This window comes from Haloplanus sp. GCM10025708 (genome assembly GCF_042663985.1).
GTDB lineage: Archaea > Halobacteriota > Halobacteria > Halobacteriales > Haloferacaceae > Salinirarus > Salinirarus marinus.
Map to the genome: position 1 here is coordinate 2,678,537 of NZ_JBHSZA010000011.1, position 20,691 is coordinate 2,699,227.

Annotated in this window: 18 protein-coding genes and 7 pseudogenes; 17 read left to right on the forward strand and 8 right to left on the reverse strand. The window is 67.8% G+C overall.

The window, feature by feature from the left end:
* The first annotated feature begins 2 nt into the window (after positions 1-2).
* Positions 3-670, forward strand: a pseudogene (npdG, locus tag ACFQJD_RS18060) (NADPH-dependent F420 reductase).
* A 9-nt stretch (positions 671-679) separates the two neighbouring features.
* Here npdG and hisE read toward each other — a convergent pair.
* From hisE to ACFQJD_RS18075, 3 genes are all read right to left on the reverse strand, one after another.
* Complete coding sequence (gene hisE, locus ACFQJD_RS18065) at positions 680-985, reverse strand: phosphoribosyl-ATP diphosphatase (RefSeq protein ID WP_379800088.1); 306 nt, start codon at positions 983-985, stop codon at positions 680-682.
* A gap of 91 nt (positions 986-1,076) precedes the next feature.
* Positions 1,077-1,667: a pyridoxal 5'-phosphate synthase glutaminase subunit PdxT gene (gene pdxT / locus ACFQJD_RS18070; protein ID WP_379800090.1), complete on the reverse strand. Its 591-nt coding sequence runs from the start codon at positions 1,665-1,667 to the stop codon at positions 1,077-1,079.
* A 50-nt stretch (positions 1,668-1,717) separates the two neighbouring features.
* Positions 1,718-1,882, reverse strand: coding sequence for a preprotein translocase subunit Sec61beta (locus tag ACFQJD_RS18075; RefSeq protein WP_379800092.1), 165 nt, complete (start codon positions 1,880-1,882; stop codon positions 1,718-1,720).
* A gap of 130 nt (positions 1,883-2,012) precedes the next feature.
* Here ACFQJD_RS18075 and trxA point away from each other — a divergent pair, with 130 nt between their 5' ends.
* From trxA to ACFQJD_RS18090, 3 genes are all read left to right on the forward strand, one after another.
* Entirely contained in the window at positions 2,013-2,279 is a 267-nt protein-coding gene (gene trxA / locus ACFQJD_RS18080; protein WP_379800094.1) for a thioredoxin, read from the forward strand.
* Positions 2,280-2,376: 97 nt separating this feature from the next.
* The gene (locus tag ACFQJD_RS18085) at positions 2,377-2,997 is read left to right on the forward strand and encodes a methyltransferase domain-containing protein (RefSeq protein ID WP_379800096.1); all 621 of its coding nucleotides are present in this window, start codon (positions 2,377-2,379) and stop codon (positions 2,995-2,997) included.
* 145 nt (positions 2,998-3,142) lie between these two features.
* Positions 3,143-3,478 (forward strand): hypothetical protein, encoded by a 336-nt coding sequence (locus tag ACFQJD_RS18090; protein WP_379800098.1) that lies wholly within the window; start codon positions 3,143-3,145, stop codon positions 3,476-3,478.
* Positions 3,479-3,521: 43 nt separating this feature from the next.
* Here the strand turns inward: ACFQJD_RS18090 and ACFQJD_RS18095 are convergent, their stop codons facing one another.
* The 3 genes from ACFQJD_RS18095 to ACFQJD_RS18105 all read right to left on the reverse strand — a co-directional run bounded on the left by ACFQJD_RS18095 (position 3,522) and on the right by ACFQJD_RS18105 (position 5,338).
* Entirely contained in the window at positions 3,522-4,112 is a 591-nt protein-coding gene (locus tag ACFQJD_RS18095) for a DUF7094 domain-containing protein (protein ID WP_379800099.1), read from the reverse strand.
* Entirely contained in the window at positions 4,109-4,786 is a 678-nt protein-coding gene (locus ACFQJD_RS18100; RefSeq protein WP_379800101.1) for a DUF7096 domain-containing protein, read from the reverse strand. The genes ACFQJD_RS18095 and ACFQJD_RS18100 overlap by 4 nt, the downstream gene beginning before the upstream one ends.
* 339 nt (positions 4,787-5,125) lie before the next feature.
* Positions 5,126-5,338 (reverse strand): hypothetical protein, encoded by a 213-nt coding sequence (locus ACFQJD_RS18105; RefSeq protein ID WP_379800103.1) that lies wholly within the window; start codon positions 5,336-5,338, stop codon positions 5,126-5,128.
* Between the two features lie 422 nt (positions 5,339-5,760).
* On the opposite strand from ACFQJD_RS18105, the gene ACFQJD_RS18110 reads away from it, so the two are divergent.
* The 4 genes and pseudogenes from ACFQJD_RS18110 (at position 5,761) to ACFQJD_RS18125 (ending at position 8,770) form a co-directional block, all read left to right on the forward strand.
* A complete protein-coding gene (locus ACFQJD_RS18110; protein WP_379800105.1) occupies positions 5,761-6,051 on the forward strand; it encodes a helix-turn-helix transcriptional regulator in 291 nt (96 codons plus the stop codon).
* A 69-nt stretch (positions 6,052-6,120) separates the two neighbouring features.
* Positions 6,121-6,894 (forward strand): annotated as a pseudogene (locus tag ACFQJD_RS18115) (electron transfer flavoprotein subunit beta/FixA family protein); the annotation flags it as partial.
* A 10-nt stretch (positions 6,895-6,904) separates the two neighbouring features.
* Positions 6,905-7,851, forward strand: a pseudogene (locus ACFQJD_RS18120) (electron transfer flavoprotein subunit alpha/FixB family protein).
* A 79-nt stretch (positions 7,852-7,930) separates the two neighbouring features.
* Positions 7,931-8,770: pseudogene (locus ACFQJD_RS18125) on the forward strand (polyprenyl synthetase family protein).
* Between the two features lie 26 nt (positions 8,771-8,796).
* Here the strand turns inward: ACFQJD_RS18125 and ACFQJD_RS18130 are convergent.
* Positions 8,797-9,911 (reverse strand): annotated as a pseudogene (locus ACFQJD_RS18130) (DUF373 family protein).
* Between the two features lie 119 nt (positions 9,912-10,030).
* Between ACFQJD_RS18130 and ACFQJD_RS18135 the strand changes: the two are divergent.
* The 9 genes and pseudogenes from ACFQJD_RS18135 to ACFQJD_RS18175 form a co-directional block, all read left to right on the forward strand.
* Positions 10,031-11,024 (forward strand): annotated as a pseudogene (locus ACFQJD_RS18135) (radical SAM protein).
* A gap of 95 nt (positions 11,025-11,119) precedes the next feature.
* A complete protein-coding gene (gene ahaH / locus ACFQJD_RS18140; RefSeq protein ID WP_379800107.1) occupies positions 11,120-11,452 on the forward strand; it encodes an ATP synthase archaeal subunit H in 333 nt (110 codons plus the stop codon).
* Positions 11,439-13,607: a V-type ATP synthase subunit I gene (locus ACFQJD_RS18145; RefSeq protein WP_379800109.1), complete on the forward strand. Its 2,169-nt coding sequence runs from the start codon at positions 11,439-11,441 to the stop codon at positions 13,605-13,607. Before ahaH ends, ACFQJD_RS18145 begins: the two co-directional genes overlap by 14 nt.
* A 186-nt stretch (positions 13,608-13,793) precedes the next feature.
* Positions 13,794-14,042, forward strand: a complete 249-nt coding sequence (locus tag ACFQJD_RS18150; RefSeq protein WP_379800111.1) for a hypothetical protein — start codon at positions 13,794-13,796, stop codon at positions 14,040-14,042.
* Between the two features lie 22 nt (positions 14,043-14,064).
* A complete protein-coding gene (locus ACFQJD_RS18155) occupies positions 14,065-14,646 on the forward strand; it encodes a V-type ATP synthase subunit E (protein WP_379800112.1) in 582 nt (193 codons plus the stop codon).
* Positions 14,643-15,692, forward strand: coding sequence for a V-type ATP synthase subunit C (locus ACFQJD_RS18160; RefSeq protein ID WP_379800114.1), 1,050 nt, complete (start codon positions 14,643-14,645; stop codon positions 15,690-15,692). Before ACFQJD_RS18155 ends, ACFQJD_RS18160 begins: the two co-directional genes overlap by 4 nt.
* On the forward strand, positions 15,689-16,012 hold the full coding sequence (locus ACFQJD_RS18165) for a V-type ATP synthase subunit F (RefSeq protein ID WP_379800116.1): 324 nt from the start codon (positions 15,689-15,691) through the stop codon (positions 16,010-16,012). Before ACFQJD_RS18160 ends, ACFQJD_RS18165 begins: the two co-directional genes overlap by 4 nt.
* Before the next feature lies 1 nt (position 16,013).
* Entirely contained in the window at positions 16,014-17,774 is a 1,761-nt protein-coding gene (locus ACFQJD_RS18170) for an ATP synthase subunit A (RefSeq protein WP_379800118.1), read from the forward strand.
* Positions 17,774-19,183 (forward strand): annotated as a pseudogene (locus ACFQJD_RS18175) (ATP synthase subunit B); the annotation flags it as partial. The gene ACFQJD_RS18170 and the pseudogene ACFQJD_RS18175, both read left to right, overlap by 1 nt.
* Before the next feature lie 1,008 nt (positions 19,184-20,191).
* Here ACFQJD_RS18175 and ACFQJD_RS18180 read toward each other — a convergent pair.
* The gene (locus tag ACFQJD_RS18180; protein WP_379800120.1) at positions 20,192-20,674 is read right to left on the reverse strand and encodes a cupin domain-containing protein; all 483 of its coding nucleotides are present in this window, start codon (positions 20,672-20,674) and stop codon (positions 20,192-20,194) included.
* Between the last annotated feature and the right edge of the window lie 17 nt (positions 20,675-20,691).

Below are 20,691 nucleotides of genomic sequence, written 5' to 3' on the forward strand. Positions count from 1 at the left end.
CCATGCGAATCGCACTGCTCGGTGGCACCGGCGACATCGGCGAGGGACTCGCCCTCCGGTGGGCGTTCCACACTAACCACGAGGTAGTCGTCGGGTCGCGCGACCCGGAGCGGGCGCGAACCAAAGCCGAAGAGTACGAGACCGAACTGTCGAGTCGGGGCGTGGACGCCAAGGTGAACGGCTTCGCCAACGAGATGGCCGCGGACCGGGCGCGCGTCGTCGTCGTCGCCGTCCCCGCCTACCACGTCAGCGACACCATCGAGACGGTGGCGGACAAGCTCGACGAGGGCGACGTCCTCGTCAGCCCCGCGACGGGGATGAAACGCGACGACGAGGGCTTTCACTACCACCGGCCGAACGCCGGGAGCGTCACGCAGTTAGCCGTCGACGCCGCCCCCGCTGGCGTCGACGTCGTCGGCGCGTTCCACAACCTCGCGGCTGGACGCCTGCGGACCTGGACGCCGAACTCGGCATCGACACCCTCCTCGTCGGCGACGACCGGGACGCGAAGGAGACGGTCCGCCTCCTCGCGGAGGACATCGACGGCCTGCGCGCGCTCGACGCGGGATCCGTCGCCAACGCGCCCGAAGTCGAGGCGCTCACGCCGTTGCTCGTCAACGTCGGCCGCAACAACGAGGGGATGCACGACCTCGGCGTGCGGTTCCGCTGAACGGATCGGTCAGGCGAACCGGTCGGCCAGTTCCTCGCGCAGGTCGTCGACGGTCATCCCGTTCATCGCGAGCAACACGAGGAGGTGATAGACGAAGTCGGCGCTCTCGTGGGCGAGTTCGTCCGGGTCGTCGTCTTTCGCGGCCAGCACGATCTCGGTCGCCTCCTCGCCGAGTTTCTCGAGGACGGCGTTCTCGCCTTTCTCGTGGGTGAACAGCGACGCAGTGTAGGAATCCTCGGGCAGGGTGGCCTTGCGGTCCTCGATGACGTCGAACAGTTCGTCGAGAACGTCGTCGGTCGTCCGTTCGTCGGTCACGCGCCGTCCCTCCCGACGGCGTCCGCGACGGACCGGAGTACGCGTCGACTCATGGGCGACGAGACGGGCCGCCCCGGCAAGGAAGCTTCGTTTACGCCGACGCGTGTTCGAAGAACGCGAGCCGGTGGATTCGGACGTCCTGCGTGAGTTCCGGATGGAACGAGGTGCCGACGACGGGGCCCTCGCGGACGGCGACGGGCGTGTCGTCCCACGTCGCGAGGATGTCGACGGTCGGCCCCAGGTCGCTGACTACGGGCGCGCGGATGAAGACGGCGTGGAACGGTTCGTCGAGGCCGGCCACGTCGAGCGGGGCCTCGAAACTGTCTTTCTGCCGGCCGAAGGCGTTGCGGTCGACGGCGACGTCCAGCACGTCGAGCGGCTCGACCCGTTCGTCGGCGGCGTCGCGGGAGGCGACGATGAGCCCCGCACAGGTGGCGAGGACGGGCTTGCCCGCCGCCACGTGGGAGACGATTTCCTTGGCGATGCCTTCGGTGTGGAGGAGCCGGGAGATGGTCGTGGACTCGCCGCCAGGGAGCATCAGGGCGTCGCAGTCGGGGACGACGCCGGACTGGCGGATCTCGACGACGTCCGCCTTGCGGTCGTGGGCCGCCGCCGCGCGTTCGATGGCGGCGGCGTGTTCGCGGACGTCGCCCTGGACGGCGATGACGCCTGCTCTGAACATAGAGGGACGTCCGCGCGAGCGAGTAAAAAGGGCGCGGCTGGCGGCGGCCGTCAGATGGCGACCGCGTTCAGCACCTGCACGCCGACGCCGAAGAGGACGCCGAAGGCGACGACGGTTCGGGGGTCCATGCGAATCGCGTTGCGGTCCTCGGCGTCGAAGTAGCGGACGAGGCCCGCACTCGACATCAAGCCGCCGCTGTTCTGGCCACTGCTCATACCTCCGACTCCGTGCGTCGACCGCCTAAACGTTTCGACTCCGTAGTCGGACACGCCGTGTCAGTGAGAACCCCACGGCGAATCAGTGGGAAATCCTTATGCGACGCGCTGGGCAACTGCCAACGGCACAATGACCGTTCGACTCATGGACTTCTACGCCGACTGGTGCGGGCCGTGCAAGACCCAGGACCCGATTCTGGAGGAACTCGAAGCGGACTACGAACACGTCTCGTTCGAGAAGATCGACGTCGACGAGAATCAGGACGTCGCCAACCAGTACTCGGTCCGGTCGCTACCGACGCTCATCGTCGAGAACGACGACGGCGTCGTCGACCGGTTCGTCGGCGTCACTCAGCGAGAAGACATCGAGAGCGCCCTGAAAGACGCCGGGGCCTGAGGACCGCCCGTTCTCCGCGAGTGCCACTCGGCGAGCGGCGGCGCTCGCGGGCGGGAATCCGCATCGTTATGGGAGTCCGGGACGAACGCCAGTTTAAATGGGCATCCTCGAGAACAAGTCCCGGGCGCGGCTGTTCTACAAGTACCTCTCGAAGATTTACGACCGGGTCAACCCCTTCATCTGGAACGAGGAGATGCGGGCGGAGGCGCTCGAACTCCTCGACGTCGAACGGGGGGACCGCGTCCTCGACGTGGGGTGTGGCACGGGGTTCGGGACCGAGGGCCTCCTCCAGTACACCGACGACGTCCACGGCCTCGACCAGAGCGCCCACCAGATGCAGAAGGCGTTCGAGAAGTTCGGCAGGCGCGACGCGGTGAACTTCTACCGCGGCGACGCGGAACGCCTCCCCTTCCGGGACGACGCCTTCGACGTGGTCTGGTCGTCGGGGTCGATCGAGTACTGGCCGAACCCCGTGACGGCCCTCGAAGAGTGCCGGCGCGTCACCCGCCCGGGCGGGCAGGTGCTCGTCGTCGGCCCGAACTACCCCGAGTCGTCGGTGATGCAGAAGCTCGCGGACGCCATCATGCTCTTTTACGACGAGGACGAGGCCGATCGGATGTTCGAGGACGCCGGCTTCGAGGAGTTCCGACACGTCACGATGGGGCCGGCCTACAACCCGGACATCGCCATCACGACGGTGGCGGCGGTTTCGGAGTAGCCGTCGCCGACAGGCGAACGAGGAGCCGGGCGTCCCGATAGAGTTCGACGGTGACCGTCGCTCCCGGCCGCGGGAGGGGTCGTTCGTCCCCGCGAGTCGGACCCCTGCCTCCTCGCCCGCCGACCACTCGGCGTCGGCAGCCGCGTTGAACGGACCGGTAGGGCCCGAACGGAAGCCGGACGCCGCGAAAAACGGCACCGGCGGCTGGTGGGTCAGCGGCGTCCCGTCGACGGTGACGACGAGACGGAGCGACCGGACGTCGAGGACGTCGCCCGCGCGGTGGGTCAGCGTGATGCGGTCGCCGGCGACGGACAGCGAGAGGGCGGCCTGTGCCGGCCCGGCGGAGTCGGCAGGAAGCGCACTGAGAGCGACGCCGGCGACGGCGCTCGCGAGGACGACGGCGACGACGAGCAGCGCGGACCCCCGACCGGCGCGCTGCGCGACTGGACACGACCGGGAGTGGCTCCCGGTTCGTATATGAATCTCCGGGTGAGTTCGGGCGTCTCCGGCGCGCCGACGCCGAGTCACCCCGTGGCGTTCACCGGGTGGACGCGCGGTCGGTCCCCGGGCGAGACGGTGACCCGCACGGCCGAGTCGCCCCTGGTGGCCGTGACGGTGAACTCGGACCCGGGCGTGAGCGTCCAGAGGTCGCCGTCGCCGCCAGTTCGCCCCACGAGACCGCCGTCCTGCTCGGCCGGGGCGACGGTGACGTTGGCGTCGGCCGGGTCACCGGTGGCGGCGTCGACGAGTCGGATCCGGACGGGACCGCCGGGATAAGTGGCGTTCACGGTGAGTCGCAACCCATCTTTCGCGTTCGTCGCTCCCGGCCGGAGAGCCATGGTCTCCAGGGGTCGCCACTGGGACTCGCGGAACACGGACCGCGTCGCCGGGTCGATGAACGCCGCCAGTTCACCCCGTTCGTGGGAGACGTGGACGTAGTAGGTCTGTCCGGAGCCGACGACCTGCGTGCTGGAGCGCGTGAGGTTCCAGATGACGGGGTAGCTGTCGGCCGCGATCCGGACGGCTTGCTCGTAGCCGATGGGGCCGGCAGTCCCGTCCCGAAACTCGCCCCGAAAAGCCTCACGGACGTACGTGTCTCCGACGACGGCGCTCAACACGACGTCCTCGGTCCCGGACGCGACGTAGAACCGAGTCGGTGAGCGCTCCCCCGGAGGACGTCTGCGGCGTGAGCGCGGACGGGGCCGGTGAACGCCTGTAACGCGAGTTCTAGCGAACGGAGTCGCCCGGAGTCGAGGGCGACGTCCGACGACGAGGCGAGGCGCTCGATCCGCTGGCGACGGACGTCGAGGTCGCGCGCCGTGCGATCGATCGTCGCCAGGCGGATGAGCAGTTCGCGCGGCGTCAGGTCGCCGGCCCCGTACGCGGTGATGGCGGCGCGCTGGGCGTCCCTGAGCGCCGCGACCCTCGATTCGACCCGGGCGAACGCCCGGCGGATTCGACGACTGCGTTCCGCCGCGGTGTCGGCCGACTCGGTGCGTTCGACGACGGCGTGGGTCTGCAGGCGGTTGCGCGATCGGTTCGCCGCGAACGCGAGCGAGGGACCGAGGTCGACGTGGTGTGACTGGACGCTCGTCCGCGTCACCGACTCGGCGGGGATGTCGAGGACGTGAACGGTGTCGGTCGGGGGACGCTCGGTCTGGGGCCGTTCGTCGGGCGACGCCAGCGCTCCGAGCGTGTCGGTCCGTGGCGTCGGGGTGGCGACAGCCGTCGCACCGACGACCGACGAGAGGGCGAGGAGGGCGGCAACGAGAACGGGGAGGGCTCTCATCGGCGTCGGGTACAGCCGCTGACTACTAAAAGGGTCGGCATGAGAGACGCACAGTATCGGCGTATGACGCCGTGATAAACCGATGGAAAGCTTTTCCCACTTCGCCGAGGAAGCCGTTTGCATGCGGCGTGCCGCTCTCGTCTTCGCCCTCCTCGCCCTCTCCGGACCGATCCTCGCCGCCTCCGCCGCCGGTGCCGCCCCGCCTGCGAGCACGGCCCCCCGAATCGACGGCCCGGTAGCCGGTGGCTCGACGCCCCACCAGTTCGACGCCCCCACGCGGACGGCGATCAACGTCTCGCTGTCCGAAGGCGGGAGCGCGCGATGGACGATCGAGCTTCGCTACCCCCTCTCGTCCGACAACGAGACGGCCGCGTTCCGGTCGTTCGCTACGGAGTTCGAGAACCGCGAAACGACCGTCGGACTCGACGTCGCCTTCTTCGAGCGCCTCGCGGCCGCGAGCAGCAACGCCACCGGACGCGAGATGGGGATCACCGACTCGAGATACGAGGCGACCGTCGCCAACGGCACCGGCGTCCTCTCGGTGTCGTTCACCTGGTCGAACTTCCTGACGCCGACCGACGACGGCTACGAACTCCGCGGTGCCGTGATGATGCCGAACGACCGGACGTGGCTGACGTCGCTCGGCGACCGACAGCGCCTCCGCGTCGAGACGCCGCCCGGCTACGTCGTCGTCAACACGGAATACGGCCTCGACGACGGCGACGTCGTCATCGTCGGGCCGGGACGGCTCGACGAACCGCTCACCGTCACCTACCGCGAGACGGCCGCGCCCCAGTCCCAGTGGCCGGTTCCGGTGCCGTGGCTCCTCGGCGCGGGCGTCCTGGTCGTCGCCGTCGTCCTGGCGGCTCTCTATCTGCGACGGCGACCGACTGGCGGGGGGACGGCTACGGGCGAGGGCGGCGAGTATCCCTCGGCCGGGGACGGGGGCCCGCCCGAGCGACGGCGGAGCGGCAGTGACCGAACCGTCGACGGACGGCGACGCGACGGCGAGCGCGGACGCCGGCCCGTCCGAGGCGGAACCCGAACCGGCGGAACCCGACGTGTCGCTGCTGTCCGACGAGGAACGCGTCGAACATCTCCTCGAACGGAACGGGGGGCGGATGAAACAGGCCCAGATCGTCCGCGAGACGGGGTGGTCGGACGCCAAGGTGTCACAGCTCCTCTCGTCGATGGCCGAGGAGGACCGCGTCGAGAAACTCCGCCTCGGCCGCGAGAACCTCATCTCGCTCCCGGACGAGGAGTGAGGCCGTCGGTCTGGCGGTTCGAGGGGCGTTCCGAAAGGGTTTATCCGAGCCCCGCTGAACGTCTGGACGATGAAAATCCTCGTGACCGTCAAGGAGGTCGCGGAGGTCGAGGACGACTTCGAGATCGATGGCACCTCGATTTCCGAGTCGTCTCTCGAATACGACCTCAACGAGTGGGACGACTACGCCGTCGAAGCGGCGGTACAGATAGCCGAGGCGGGCGACGACGTCGAGGTCGTCGCCGTCACCATCGGACCGGAACGGAGCGAAGAGACGATCCGCATGGCCCTCGCGAAGGGCGTCGACCGCGCGGTCCGCGTCTGGGACGACGCGTTCGAGGACGTCGACCTGCTCGACGTGGAGTCGAAGACCGACGTCCTCGCGGCCGTCGCCGCCGAGGAGGACCCGGATCTCGTGTTGACGGGCGTGCAGGCCGCCGACGACTCCTTCGGCGCGACCGGCGTCTCGCTGGCCGACGAACTCGGCTTCGAGTGGGCGGCCGTCGTCAACGACCTCGAACTCGGCGAGGACACCGCGAGCGTCCGCCGCGAACTCGAAGGCGGCGTCGAGGAACTCACCGAAGTCGAACTGCCGGCGGTGTTCACCATCCAGACGGGGATCAACGAACCGCGGTACGCGAGCCTGCGCGGCATTCGCCAGGCCCAACGCAAGGAGATCGCCGCGACGGGCCTCGGCGACCTCGGGTTGGACGCCTCGGTCGTCGAGAGCGACCTCCGCCTGACCGAGATGTACGAACCCGAAAGCGAGTCCGACGTGACGCTGTTCGAGGGCGACGCGGAGGCGACGGCCGCCGAGTTAGCCACCGTTCTCCGCGAGAAGGGGTGGGCGCGGAATGAGCGACGTGCTCGCCGTCGTCGACCACCGACGCGGGTCGCTCCGGGACGTGAGCTACGAACTCGTCACGGCGGGGCGCGAACTCGCCGGCGGCGACGAACTCCACGTCGCCGTCGTCAGCGGCGACGTCGACCGCTTCGCCGAGAAACTCGACCTCGACGGCGTCGACGCCATCCACACCGTCGACTACGGCGAGGAGTTCAACCACGACGTCTACCTGCAGGCGGTCGAGCAACTGTACGCCGACCTCGAACCGGGCGTGGTGCTCCTGCCCAACAGCGTCAACGGCCTCGACTACGCGCCGGCCGTCGCCAACTCGTTGTCGCTCCCCTCGTCACCGACGCCATCGCGTTCGACACCGACGACGGCCTCGACGTGACCCGCGAGATGTACGGGTCGAAAGTCGAGACGACCATCGAAGTCGACGCCGAACCGGTCGTGGTGACCGTGCGCGGCGGCGAGTGGCCCGCCGCGGAGGCGAACGGCGGAGCCGACGTCGTCCCCTTCGACGTCGACATCGACGAGTCGGCCGTGCGATCGACGGTGACCGGCTTCGAGGAAGTCGGCGGCGGCGACGTCGACATCACCGACGCCGACGTGCTCGTGAGCGTCGGCCGCGGCATCGGCGAGGAGGAGAACCTCGATCTCGTCTTCGACCTGGCCGAGGCCCTCGACGCGACGGTGTCGTCCTCCCGACCCATCGTCGACAACGGCTGGCTGCCGAAGAACCGACAGGTCGGCCAGTCCGGCAAGGTCGTCACCCCCGACGTCTATCTCGCCATCGGCATCTCCGGCGCGGTCCAGCACGTCGCCGGGATGAAGGGCGCAGAGACCATCGTCGCCATCAACACGGACCCGAACGCCCCCATCTTCGACATCGCCGACTATGGCGTCGTCGACGACCTGTTCGACGTCGTCCCGGCGCTCATCGAGGCGTTCGAGTAACGTCGATCCAACCGCCGTGTCCCCCGTCGCGTCGTTCGTTTCGTCACGTACTTGCCACGCGCCGCCCACCTGGTGACTGATGGAGTATCTGGACCGACGGGTCGAACTCGTCAACGACCGCCTCGAGGAGGTCATCCGTTCGGTCGAGCCGGCGGCCCTCTCCGAGGAACTCGCCCACGTCACGCTGGCGGGGGCAAGCGGGTTCGGCCGGCCGTGACGGTGCTGGCGTGCGAAGCCGTCGGCGGAGCCCCGGCGACGCCGTCGACTTCGCCGTCGGCGTCGAACTGGTCCACAACGCGTCGCTGGTCATCGACGACATCATCGACCGGTCGGCGGTCAGACGCGGCACGCCCAGCGCCTGGGCGGAGTTCGGCTACGGCCCGGCCATCGTCGCCAGCGACGGCCTCCTCGGCGAGGCGTTCGCCCTCTTCTCCGCGGACGAACGGGCGATGCGCATCGTCGCCGAGGCGATGGTCGAACTCGGCGAGGGCGAGGCGACGGAGCTCGTCGCCCGACCCGAAACTGAGGCGGAGTATATGGAACTCGCGCGGCGCAAGACGGGCGTGCTCTTCGCGCGGCGGCGGAACTCGGAGCCGTCGCGGGCGGCGCGAACGCCCTCACCGTCGAGGCGTTCGGCGACTACGCCGAACGGGTCGGCGTCGCCTTCCAGATCCGTGACGACGTCCTCGACGCCACGGCCGACGAGGGCGACCTCGGCAAACCCACGGGGCAGGACGCCGAGATGGACCGCCCCTCGCTGGTGCAGGTGACGGACCTCACTCCCGAAGAGGCCGACGCCCGGGCGCGCGCGGAGTCGGACCGGGCGCTGGCCGCCCTCGACGCCGCCGACGCGCCGGAGACGGAGGCTCAGGACTACCTCCGCGACCTCGCCGAGTTCGTCGTCGTCAGGGAGCGATAGCCACGAGACGACCCGGATCGCGGCCGTCAGTGCGCCGTCGACGCGCTCGGGAACCGCGATTCCGCGACGGCGAACGTCAGGGTGCTGAGGACGCCCATCAGCGTGCCGGCTGTGAGCGCGACGGCCAGGTCGGTCAGCGTCAGCGTGTCGACGCCGCTGACCGGCGGGAGCAGGAACCCGGAGACGGCGTAGAGGACGATGGCGATGGCGAGCACGTAGAAGGGCGCGTTGAGATAGCGCCACTTGAAGCGGTCGTCGAGATATTCGTCGGTCACCTGGCCGAGGCTGCTGGTGACGCCCGCGGCGGCGAACCACTGGATCGCGCCGTGAACGAGGGCGGCGAGGATGTGGACCGCCGACGGCGACGCCCGGAGACCGCCCTCGACCGTCCGGAGCATCTCGACGCCCTGCGCGCCGCCGACGACCATGAGGGCGGCGGCGACGACGTACGTGATGAGCGTCACCCGCCCCGCGTAGAGGACGTTCCGCGCGCGGTCGGCCGCGTCGTCGACGACGGCTTCCAGGCCGAGGCCGCGAAACAGCGAGTAGAGGCCCAGGAGCGCGGAGATGAGGCCGAGGACGGCCGCACCGGGGACGTCGAACAGGCTGGCGATGGTGACGAACGGGTAGATGAGCAGGAGGACGCCGAGCGGAACCAGGATGGTCCCCGGGTCTCGGGGTCGGCGAGCACCTGTTTCATCGTGTAGTACATGGATTCGAGGTCCTGTGCCTGCCGGACGACGACGCGGCGGACGCTGTCGATGGGGACTCGCGACCGGATGACCGGGAGAACGGACTCGTCCTGTGCGCCGTCGGAGATGACGACGGCGTGGACGGGTTCGCCGGTCCGGAGGCCGGCGAGGACGGTGTCGACCTCTTTGCCCACGACGCGGTTGGCCTGCACGTCGCTCCCGTCCACGCCCGTCACGGCCGCCACTTCGATCTCCTCGTCCTCGGTCGACCGAAGGTCGTCGAGAACGTGTAACCCCTGGAAGAGGACGTTCACGTCGGAGTCCTCCGGGTCAGCCGTGGCGAGGGCGACGGCGGCGTCCTCGACGGCCTCGCGGCCAACGACCGGCGTCTCGACGCCGGTCTTTCGGCCGAGGTCGTCGTCGAGGTCCACACAGAGGACGAGCAGCATCGACGGACTCTAGGCCGGGGAGCTATATCTGTTTTCGGGAGAGCGGGGACGCCGAACGACCGCTGGTCGCCACGAGTCGCGTCCCTTTTGACGGTGGATGACGTAGCCGGTGACACCGAATGATTTCGAAGGGATGTGAACAGTGCGCCAAGGGCGGGAAGATGGTGCTGTTCGTCTACGGCTACTGCGACCAGCGCGATTGTTTCTACTGCCCGCTCGGCGAGAACCGGAAGAACGTCCGGCAGGTGTACGCCAACGAGCGGGCCGTCGAGTCGGACGCGGACGTCGTCGCCGAGGCGGAGCGGATGGACGCCCTCGGGTCGTCGATCACGGGCGGCGAACCACAGGAGGCTCTCGACAAGACCTGCCACTACATCTCGCTGCTCAAAGACGAGTTCGGCGAGGACCACCACATCCACCTCTACACCGGGATTACGGGCGGGCGCGAGAACATGCGCCGGCTGGCCGAGGCCGGACTCGACGAGATACGGTTCCACCCCCTACGAACAGTGGGGCGACTTGCACGGCACCGAGTGGGAGGACATCCTCTACGTCGCCCGCGAGGAGGGGATGACGCCCGCCTTCGAGATCCCCGGCATTCGCGCCGAGACGGAGTTTCTGGACTTCCTCGACGAGGGGGCCGCCGACTTCTGTAACGTCAACGAGTTCGAGATGTCCGACGGCAACTACCGCCGGATGCAGGAGGAGGGCTTCGAACTGAAGGAGGGACACATGAGCGCCGTCGACGGCTCCCGCGAGGAGATCCTGGAGACGATGGGCGACCACGAGCGCGTCTACTTCTGTACCTCCGTCTTCAAAGACGCCGCCCAGCACCGCCGCCGCCTCAAGCGGATGGCCCGGCAGATTCGTCGCGAGTTCGACGACGTCACCGACGACGGCACCCTCGTCTACGGCAAGACGTGGGCCCCCGAGGAACGCCTGCGCGAACTCGGCGTTCCCGAGGAGTTCTACACGGTCAAATCCGACCACGTCGAACTCGCGTGGTGGCTCCTAGAGGAGATGATCGAGTCGGGCGACGTCGACGAGGGCGAAATCGTCGAGCAGTATCCGACCGTCGACGGCACCGTCGTCGAGCGGACGCCGCTGGCCTGAGGCAGTTCGGCGGATAACACCCGAACCGAACGTCGCCGCTGGCTTTCGCAAACACCTTATAGGCCGATTACGCAACGTCCCAACGATTAGTAACTATGCCGAGACCAGAGGTTCTCGAACGGATCAAGGAGGCCGAGCACGAGGCCGACGAGATCGTCGAGGAGGCCAAGGCCGACCGGGAGGAGACGATCGCTGAGGCGCGAAAGCGGGCCGACGAGATCCGCGACGAGGCGGAACGGGAGGCCGACGAGTTAGAGGAGAGTCGCCTCGCGGAGGCACGGAGCGAGATCGAGGCCCGCCGCGAGGAGATCCTCGCCGAGGGCGAGCTGGCCCGCGAGGAACTCGCCGCCGAGGCACAGGACAACGTCGACGAGGCAGTCGAATTCGCGCTCGAACGGTTCGAGGAGGCGGTGTATGCTCAGACCTGAGCAGATGAGCAAAATATCGGTGACGGGGTCGAAACAGGTGATGGACGACGTCATCGAAGTCGCCCACGACCTGCGACTGCTCCACGTCACCGACTACGACGGATCGTGGGAGGGCTTCGATCCCGGCAGCCCCATCGAGGGGGCCGAGGAGGCGTCGGACAAACTCGTCACCGTCCGCGCCATCGAGAGCATCCTCGACGTCGACGGGGACGACGCGGGGCCGACGCGCATCGTCACCGACGAGGCCATCGAGGCGGAGCTCGAGGAGATCCGCGAACGCGTGAACGAATTCGACGACCGGCGCAACGACCTCCGCACTGAGCTTCGCGAGGTCGAAGACCGACTCGACGCGACCGAGCCGTTCGTCGACCTCGGCATCGACCTGGATCTGCTGCGCGGCTACGAGACGCTGCAGGTCGCCGTCGGCACCGGCCGGCGCGACTCGGTCGAGGAGGCGCTCGTCGACGCCGACGACGTTCGGACGTTCGAAATCTTCGAGGGCGACCGGACGCTCGGCGTCTTCGTCCGTCCCGTCGAGGGCGCGGACGAGTCGGCGCTGAGCGACGCCCTCGTCGGGGCCGATTTCCAGTCGGTCGAGATTCCCGACGCCGACGGCAGCCCGGAGGAGTACATCCGCGAACTCGAACACCGGGAACAGCAGCTCCGGTCGAAGCTCGACACCGTCGAGGACGAACTCGAAGACCTGAAACTCGACGCGGCCGGCTTCCTGCTCGCGGCCGAGGAGAAACTCTCCATCGACGTCCAGAAGACGGAAGCGCCGCTCTCGTTCGCGACGACGACCAACGCGTTCGTCGCCGAGGGATGGGTGCCGACCGAGCGATACGACGACCTCGCCACCGCGCTCGAAGAGTCGGTCGGCGACCGCGTCCAGATCGAGGAGCTGGAACGCGCCGAGTACACGAGCAACGGCACTCACCACCGGGAGGACGTCGCCGCGGACGGCGGCGTGACTACCATCTCCGACGGCGGCGACGCCGTGACGATGAAAGACGACCAGCCGCCGGTCGTCCAGGACAACCCGGGCGTGGTCAAGCCGTTCGAACTCCTCGTCCAGGCGGTCAACCGCCCGAAATACTCCGAGTTCGACCCCACCGTCTTCCTGTTTCTGACGTTCCCGGCGTTTTTCGGCTTCATGATCGGTGACCTCGGATACGGCCTCATCTACGCCGGAATCGGATACGTCCTGTATACGAAGTACGGCGACAACCCCGCGTTCAAGAGCATGGGTGGGGTCACCCTCTTCGCCGGCGCGTTCACGGCGCTGTTCGGAATCCTCTACGGCGAAATCTTCGGGCTGCATCTCATCTCCGAGTACGTCTGGGCCGGCCACCCGCCGATGGAGAAAGGGCTCTCGCCCGCCGGCATCGAGTGGGCCCGCGGCTGGCTCGTCGTGAGCGTCCTCGCCGGCATCTTCCACCTCAACGTCGGCTGGATCCTCGACTTCGTCGAGAACTTCAACCTCCACGACGCCAAACACGCCGTCTACGAGAGCGGGTCGTGGCTGTTGATGCTGAACGGCCTCTGGGTCTGGATCTTCAGCGACGTCGTCCAGGGAACGGCTCCGGCGTTCCTGTACACGACGTTCGCCGCCGATGGGGTCATTCCCATCGGATTCGCCGGCTTCCCGGCCATCGTCGGCTGGGCCGGTCTCGGCGTCTTCGCCGTCGGCCTCGTCCTGCTCGCCGTCGGCGAGCCCATCGAGGCCGTCGAGTTCCTGAACGTCCTCGTGAACGTCCTGTCGTACACGCGGATCGCCGCCGTGTTGCTCGCGAAGGCAGGGATGGCCTTCACGGTCAACCTCCTGTTTTTCGGCGTCTACGTCACGGGCCACGGGCAGGACGCCGAGTGGCACTTCGGCCTCGGCCACATGCCCCACGTCGGCGACATGGCGCACGGTCACGAAGTGACCGAGATCATGTTCGGCGGGCTCGTCCACGGCGACGCCGCGACGCTCCTCGTCGGGCTCGTCGTCCTGGTGCTCGGCCACGCGCTCGTCCTCGCGCTCGGCGTGACGAGCGCCGGCCTGCAGGCGATTCGTCTCGAGTACGTCGAGTTCTTCGGGAAGTTCTTCGAGGGTGGCGGCCGCGCGTACGACCCGTTCGGCTACGAGCGGACCTACACCACCGAGGACTGACCGGCGCGCTCGACGTCCGACCCGGCGTCGCCCGTCTTCGTCCCCTCCTATCAGGGGAGAAAACGGTCGTACAGCCTGCCGTACGTCTCGATCGTAACCTCCGGACGGTTTGGGAAGCTTTATGAGTCATCTCTCGGCACATACGCACGTTCGGAGACGAATCCGGTACCAGAGGAGACACATACTATGATGGAAACATTCAGCCAAATCGCACTGCAAGCAGAGGGAGCGGCACCGGCACTCGAACCGACGGCGGCAGCGGCGCTCGCGGTCGGGCTCGCGGCGTTCGGTGCGGGATACGCGGAGCGCGGCATCGGGGCGGCGGCGATGGGGGCTATCGCAGAGGACGAGAGTCTGTTCGTCAACGGGCTCATCCTGACGGTGCTGCCCGAGACGCTCGTCATCCTCGCGCTCGTCGTCGTGTTCCTGGTCTGAACACCGTCTCTCCCCCTTACCAATGAGTTTGGATACAGTTGTCGAGGACATTCGAGACGAAGCCCGCGCGCGTGCGGAGGAAATCCGCGAAGAGGGAGAAGAACGCGCCGAGGAGATAATCGAGGACGCAGAACAGGACGCGGAACAGCTCCGCGAGGAGCGAGAGCAGGAGATCGAACGGAAGATCGAGCAGGAGCGCGAGCAGACGATCTCGAGCGCCAAGCTGGAGGCGAAACAGGAGCGCCTCGAAGCCCGTCGCGACATCCTCGAGGACGTGCGCGAGCGCGTCGAGGAGGCCGTCGCCGACATCGACGGCGAGAAACGCGAGGAGCTGACCCGGGCGCTGCTCGACGCCGCGGCCGAGGAGTTCGAAGGCGACGAAGACGTCGCCGTCCGCGGCCGGGAGTCCGACGCCGACCTGCTCGAAGACGTCCTCGACGAGTACGAGGGGTTCAGTTACGCGGGGCCGTACGACTGTCTCGGCGGCGTCGTCGTCGAGAGCGAACAGTCCAGGGTCCGCGTGAACAACACCTTCGACTCCGTTCTCGAAGACGTCTGGGAGGACAACTTGAAGGAACTGAGTAACCGACTGTTCGAGCGATGAGTACCACAGCCGGCGGTTCGAACCCGGAGTACGTCACCGCTCGCGTCCGGTCGCGGCGGGCCGCGCTGTTCAGCGACGAGGAGTATCGGAAACTGATTCGAATGGGGCCGGCCGAAATCGCCCGCTTCATGGAGGAGTCGGAGTACGAGACGGAGATCAACGCGCTCGGGGCTCGACATTCGGGCGTCGACCTCATCGAGTACGCGTTGAACCGGAATCTCGCGAAGCATTTCGACGACCTCCTCGACTGGGCCGAGGGGCGTCTCTACGACCTGATCGCCCGGTACCTGCGGAAGTTCGACGCGTGGAACGTGAAGACGGTCATTCGGGGGATTTACTCCGACACCGCCCGCGAGGAGGTCGAAACCGACCTCATCCGCGCGGGGGAGTTCTCGGGCCGGCTGCTCGACCAGCTCCTCGACGCGGGGAGCATCGAAGACGTCACCGAACTGCTCGACGGGACGATCTTCGCCGAGCCCTTGCGCGACGCCTACGACGAGTACGAGGAGTCGGGCGTGCTGGTGCCCCTGGAGAACGCCGTCGACCGCGCGTTCTACGAGCAGTTGATCGAAGGGCTCGACGTCAACGAGGCGACGCAGCTCTACCACGAGTTCCTGCAGGCGGAGATCGACTTCCGGAACGTCCGGAACGCGCTCCGGCTGGCGCGGAGCGGGGCGGACATCGACCCCTCGGAGTATTACATCGAGGGCGGCCGGCTCTTTTCGGCCGCGGAGTTGAGTTCGCTCGCGGCGAACCCGGACGAACTCGTCCAGCACCTCCGCGACAGCCCGTACGGTGACGACCTCTCGCAGGCGCTCGACGAACTGGAGACCGCAGAGAGCCTCATCGAGTTCGAACGCGCGCTGGAGGCAGCGTTGCTCGAATACTCGGACCGCCTCGGCATCGTCCACCCGCTGTCGGTGGCCCCGGTCATCTCGTACATCCTCGCCAAGGAGCGCGAGGTGGACAACATCCGGGCCATCGCTCGCGGACGCGAGGCCGGCCTCTCCGAGGAGGAGATCGAAGAGGAGCTGGTGATCCTATGAGCCAGGAAATCGCCGTCGTCGGGAGCCCCGAGTTCACGACGGGCTTCCGACTCGCGGGCGTTCGCAAGTGCGAGAACGTCCCGGAAGAGCAGAAAGACGAACAGCTAGACGACGCCGTCCAGACGACCCTCGAAGACGACGACGTCGGCATCGTCGTGATGCACGACGACGACATGGACCACCTCTCGCGGCAGGTCCGGGAGTCGGTCGAGGGGAGCGTCGAACCCGTCCTCGTCACCCTCGGCGGTGGCGCGGGCAGCGGCGGACTGCGCGAGCAGATCAAACGAGCCATCGGTATCGATCTGATGGAGGAAGACTAACATGAGTCAGGCAACAGAAGAGACCGTCCGTGAGGACGGCATCATCAACAGCGTGAGTGGTCCGGTCGTGACCGCCAAGGACCTCGACGCCCGGATGAACGACGTCGTGTACGTCGGACACGAAGGGCTGATGGGTGAGGTCATCGAGATCGAAGGCGACATCACGACCGTTCAGGTGTACGAGGAGACGTCCGGCGTCGCCCCCGGCGAACCCGTCGAGAACACGGGCGAGCCGCTGACGGTCGACCTCGGACCGGGGATGCTCGACGCCATCTACGACGGCGTCCAGCGGCCCCTCGACGTCCTCGAAGAGAAGATGGACAGCGCGTTCCTCGACCGCGGGGTCGACGCCCCCGGCATCGACCTCGACGAGGAGTGGGAGTTCACGCCCGAGGTCGAGGAAGGCGAAATCGTCGAACCCGGCGACGTCGTGGGGACGGTCCCCGAGACGGTCACCATCGAGCACAAGGTCATGGTGCCGCCGGACTTCGAGGGCGGCGAAGTCGTCGCCGTCGAGGAGGGCGAGTTCACCGTCACCGACGCGATCGTCGAACTCGACACCGGCGAGGAAGTGACGATGCACCAGGAGTGGCCGGTGCGCGAAGCGCGCCCGGCCCAGGAGAAGAAGACGCCGCGGACGCCGCTGGTCTCCGGCCAGCGCATCCTCGACGGTCTCTTCCCCATCGCGAAAGGCGGGACGGCCGCCATCCCGGGGCCCTTCGGCTCCGGGAAGACAGTCACCCAGCACCAGCTCGCCAAGTGGGCCGACGCGGACATCGTCGTCTACGTCGGCTGTGGCGAGCGCGGCAACGAGATGACGGAGGTCATCGAGGACTTCCCGGAGCTGGAAGACCCGAAGACGGGCAACCCGCTGATGGCCCGCACGTCGCTCATCGCCAACACGTCGAACATGCCGGTGGCCGCGCGCGAGTCCTGCGTCTACACGGGCATCACCATCGCGGAGTTCTACCGCGACATGGGCTACGACGTGGCGCTGATGGCCGACTCCACCTCGCGGTGGGCCGAGGCCATGCGCGAGATCAGCAGCCGACTGGAGGAGATGCCCGGCGAGGAGGGCTACCCCGCCTACCTCGCCGCGCGCCTCTCCGAGTTCTACGAGCGCGCCGGCTACTTCGAGAACATCAACGACACCGAGGGGTCGGTCTCCGTCATCGGGGCCGTCTCGCCGCCGGGCGGCGACTTCTCGGAGCCGGTCACGCAGAACACGCTGCGCATCGTCAAGACGTTCTGGGCGCTGGACGCCGACCTCGCCGAGCGCCGGCACTTCCCGGCGATCAACTGGAACGAGTCCTACTCGCTCTACCGGGAACAGCTCGATCCGTGGTTCACCGAGAACGTCGCCGAGGACTGGGCGGACATCCGCCAGTGGGCCGTCGACGTCCTCGACGAGGAGGGCGAACTGCAGGAGATCGTCCAGCTCGTCGGCAAGGACGCCCTGCCGGAAGACCAGCAGCTGACGCTGGAAGTCGCGCGTTACCTGCGCGAGGCGTATCTCCAGCAGAACGCGTTCCACGACACCGACACCTACTGTGAGCCGGCCAAGACCTACGGCATCCTGACGGCCATCAAGGCGTTCAACGACGAGGCGTTCCGCGCACTCGAAGCGGGCGTCCCCGTCGAGGAGATCACGGACATCGACGCCGCGCCGCGTCTGAACCGTATCGGCGTGCAGGAAGACTGGGACGAGTACATCGAAGCGCTGAAAGACGACATCACGGAGCAACTCCGGGAGAAGTACTGATGAAAGAGTACCAGACCATCACCGAGATCAGCGGTCCGCTGGTGTTCGCCGAAGTCGACGAGGCGATCGGATACGACGAGATCGTCGAGATCGAGACGCCGCAGGGCGAAACCAAGCGCGGACAGGTCCTCGAATCCTCGGAGGGCGTCGTCGCCATCCAGGTGTTCGAGGGGACCACCGGTATCGACAAGAACGCGTCCGTCCGATTCCTCGGCGAGACGCTGAAGATGCCCGTCACCGAGGACCTCCTCGGACGGGTGCTCGACGGCTCGGGCAACCCCATCGACGGCGGCCCGGAGATCGTTCCGGAAGAGCGCCACGACATCGTCGGCGCGGCGATCAACCCCGTCTCGCGGGAGTACCCCGAGGAGTTCATCCAGACGGGCGTCTCCGCCATCGACGGCATGAACACACTCGTCCGCGGACAGAAGCTACCGATCTTCTCCGGTTCCGGCCTGCCGCACAACGAGCTCGCACTGCAGGTCGCCCGCCAGGCGACGGTGCCCGAAGAAGAGGAGGGAGACGAAGGGGGCTCCGAGTTCGCGGTCATCTTCGGCGCGATGGGTATCACCCAGGAGGAGGCAAACGAGTTCATGGAGGACTTCGAGCGCACCGGCGCGCTGGAGCGCTCCGTGGTCTTCATGAACCTCGCGGACGACCCCGCCGTCGAGCGGACGGTCACGCCGCGGATGGCCCTCACGACGGCCGAGTACCTCGCCTTCGAGAAGGATTACCACGTGCTGGTCATCCTCACGGACATGACCAACTACTGCGAGGCGCTGCGCGAGATCGGTGCCGCCCGCGAGGAGGTTCCGGGCCGCCGTGGCTACCCCGGGTACATGTACACCGACCTCGCACAGCTCTACGAGCGCGCCGGCCGCATCGAGGGACGCGAGGGCTCGGTCACGCAGATTCCCATCCTCACGATGCCCGGCGACGACGACACCCACCCGATTCCCGATCTGACGGGCTACATCACGGAAGGGCAGATCTACGTCGACCGCGACCTCAACTCGCAGGGGGTCCGCCCGCCGGTCAACGTGCTCCCCTCCCTCTCGCGCCTGATGGACGACGGCATCGGCGAGGGCCTCACCCGCGAGGACCACGCCGACGTCTCCGACCAGATGTACGCCGCGTACGCGGAGGGCGAGGACCTGCGCGACCTGGTGAACATCGTCGGCCGCGAGGCGCTGAGCGAACGCGACAACAAGTACCTCGACTTCGCTGACCGCTTCGAAGCGGAGTTCGTCGACCAGGGCTTCGACACCGACCGCTCCATCGACGAAACGCTCGACATCGGCTGGGACCTCCTCTCGATGTTCCCGAAGGCAGAACTCAACCGCGTCGACGAGGAACTCATCGAGAAGTACTACCGCGAAGAAGAGGAAGAAGCGGTCGAAGCCGAAGCCCAGTTCTTCTCCCTTTCCGTCTCGCCGAGCGAATCAAGGCCCCGCGCCCCCAGTCGGAAGACGAATGTCCCTCCGAAGCGCACGCGCCGACGACGCTGTCCGCCCGATAGTCGTGGAGTGTGGCCTCGTCGCCGGCGCGCTCGTCGGCGTGTTCGTCTGGCAGCGTCTGGTCCGCCGTCTCACCGACGTCCTCGTGACGGCACTCGACGGGCCGAGGTCTCTGCTACTCGCCGGCCTCCTCACCGGCGGCCTGTTCGTCGCCGGCCTCGCCCTGTTCGTCGGCGGCTACGTCGCCTACCGCGACGGCGACGTGGGGCTGGAAGCGCCGTCGCGAACCGACCTGCCGATCGTGGGTCTCGCCGCGCTCGCGCCGCCGGTCCTGGTCGGCGTCACCAAACTCGTCGGCGTCCTCACCGGCGTCTCCTACAGTTCGCTGCTCGCGACGTACTACCGGGCGGGGCGTCGCTGACGCCCGTTCTCCTCGTCGCCGGCGTCGGGGTCCTGGTCACCGTTCCGAGCCTGGTGCTGACGTGTCAGCTGCTCGTCCAGCGGAGCTTCGAGCGGGTCGTCGGCGGGCGGCGAGCGGTCGTCGTCACGACGCTCGTGACGGGGTTCGCGATGACGAGCGACACGGGCGGCCTCACGCCGGTTCCCGACCGGGGAAAGCTCGCCGGTGCGATACTGTTCGTGATCCTCCTCGGCGTCGCCCAGTTCGTGAGCGGGTACGTCGACCGGAGGCGGCTCCGGTATCTGGCGTACGTTCCCGTCGTCCTGTTCGTCGCCGTCGTCCTCGTCTCGAGCGTCGCGGAGACCGAGTCGCTCGCGGACGGCGTCTTCACCCTCACGCAGCTCGCCGTCCTCGCCATCGCGGCGGACGCCTACGAGCGAAGCGACTCGCTCGCCGTCCCCGCGCTCGCGTACCTGAGCCTCTCGGTGTCGAACTACGCCGTGATCGTCGCCTTCGAGCTGGGCGTGCGGCCCGCCTGACGCTCCGGTCCGAGTCCCGCGCTACGCCTCCCCGTCCCAGTAGTCCACGGCGTCGTCTAGCCGGTAGTAGCCGTGGAGCGACCGCTCGTCCCGGCCGCCGGGCGGCGCGCCGACGAAGACGCCGACTTTGCCGGAGTCGGGGTAGACCGTCACGTCCGGATCGTTCATCGTCGACACCGCGAGATAGCGGAGCGGTTCGTCGGCGTCGTTGACGACGCGGTGGCCGCCGGACTCGTCGGCGGGGCAGGCGACGTAGTCGCCGGCGCGGAGGGGATGAGTGTCGCCGTCGAGACGGAGTATTCCGGTCCCCGAGAGGACGTAGATGGCCTCCTCGTTGGCGGTGTGGTAGTGGTACGGCCACGATCGACGTCCCGGCGGGAGTTCGTAGAGGCTACAGCCGAGTCGGTCGCCACCGGCCGCTTCGCCCAACTGCTTGCGCCGAAAGTTCGTCTCGCCGTGGTCGAGTTCGGTCCAGTCGAGATCGGCCTCGTTGACGGGAGCCATGGGCCGTCAACGTCTAT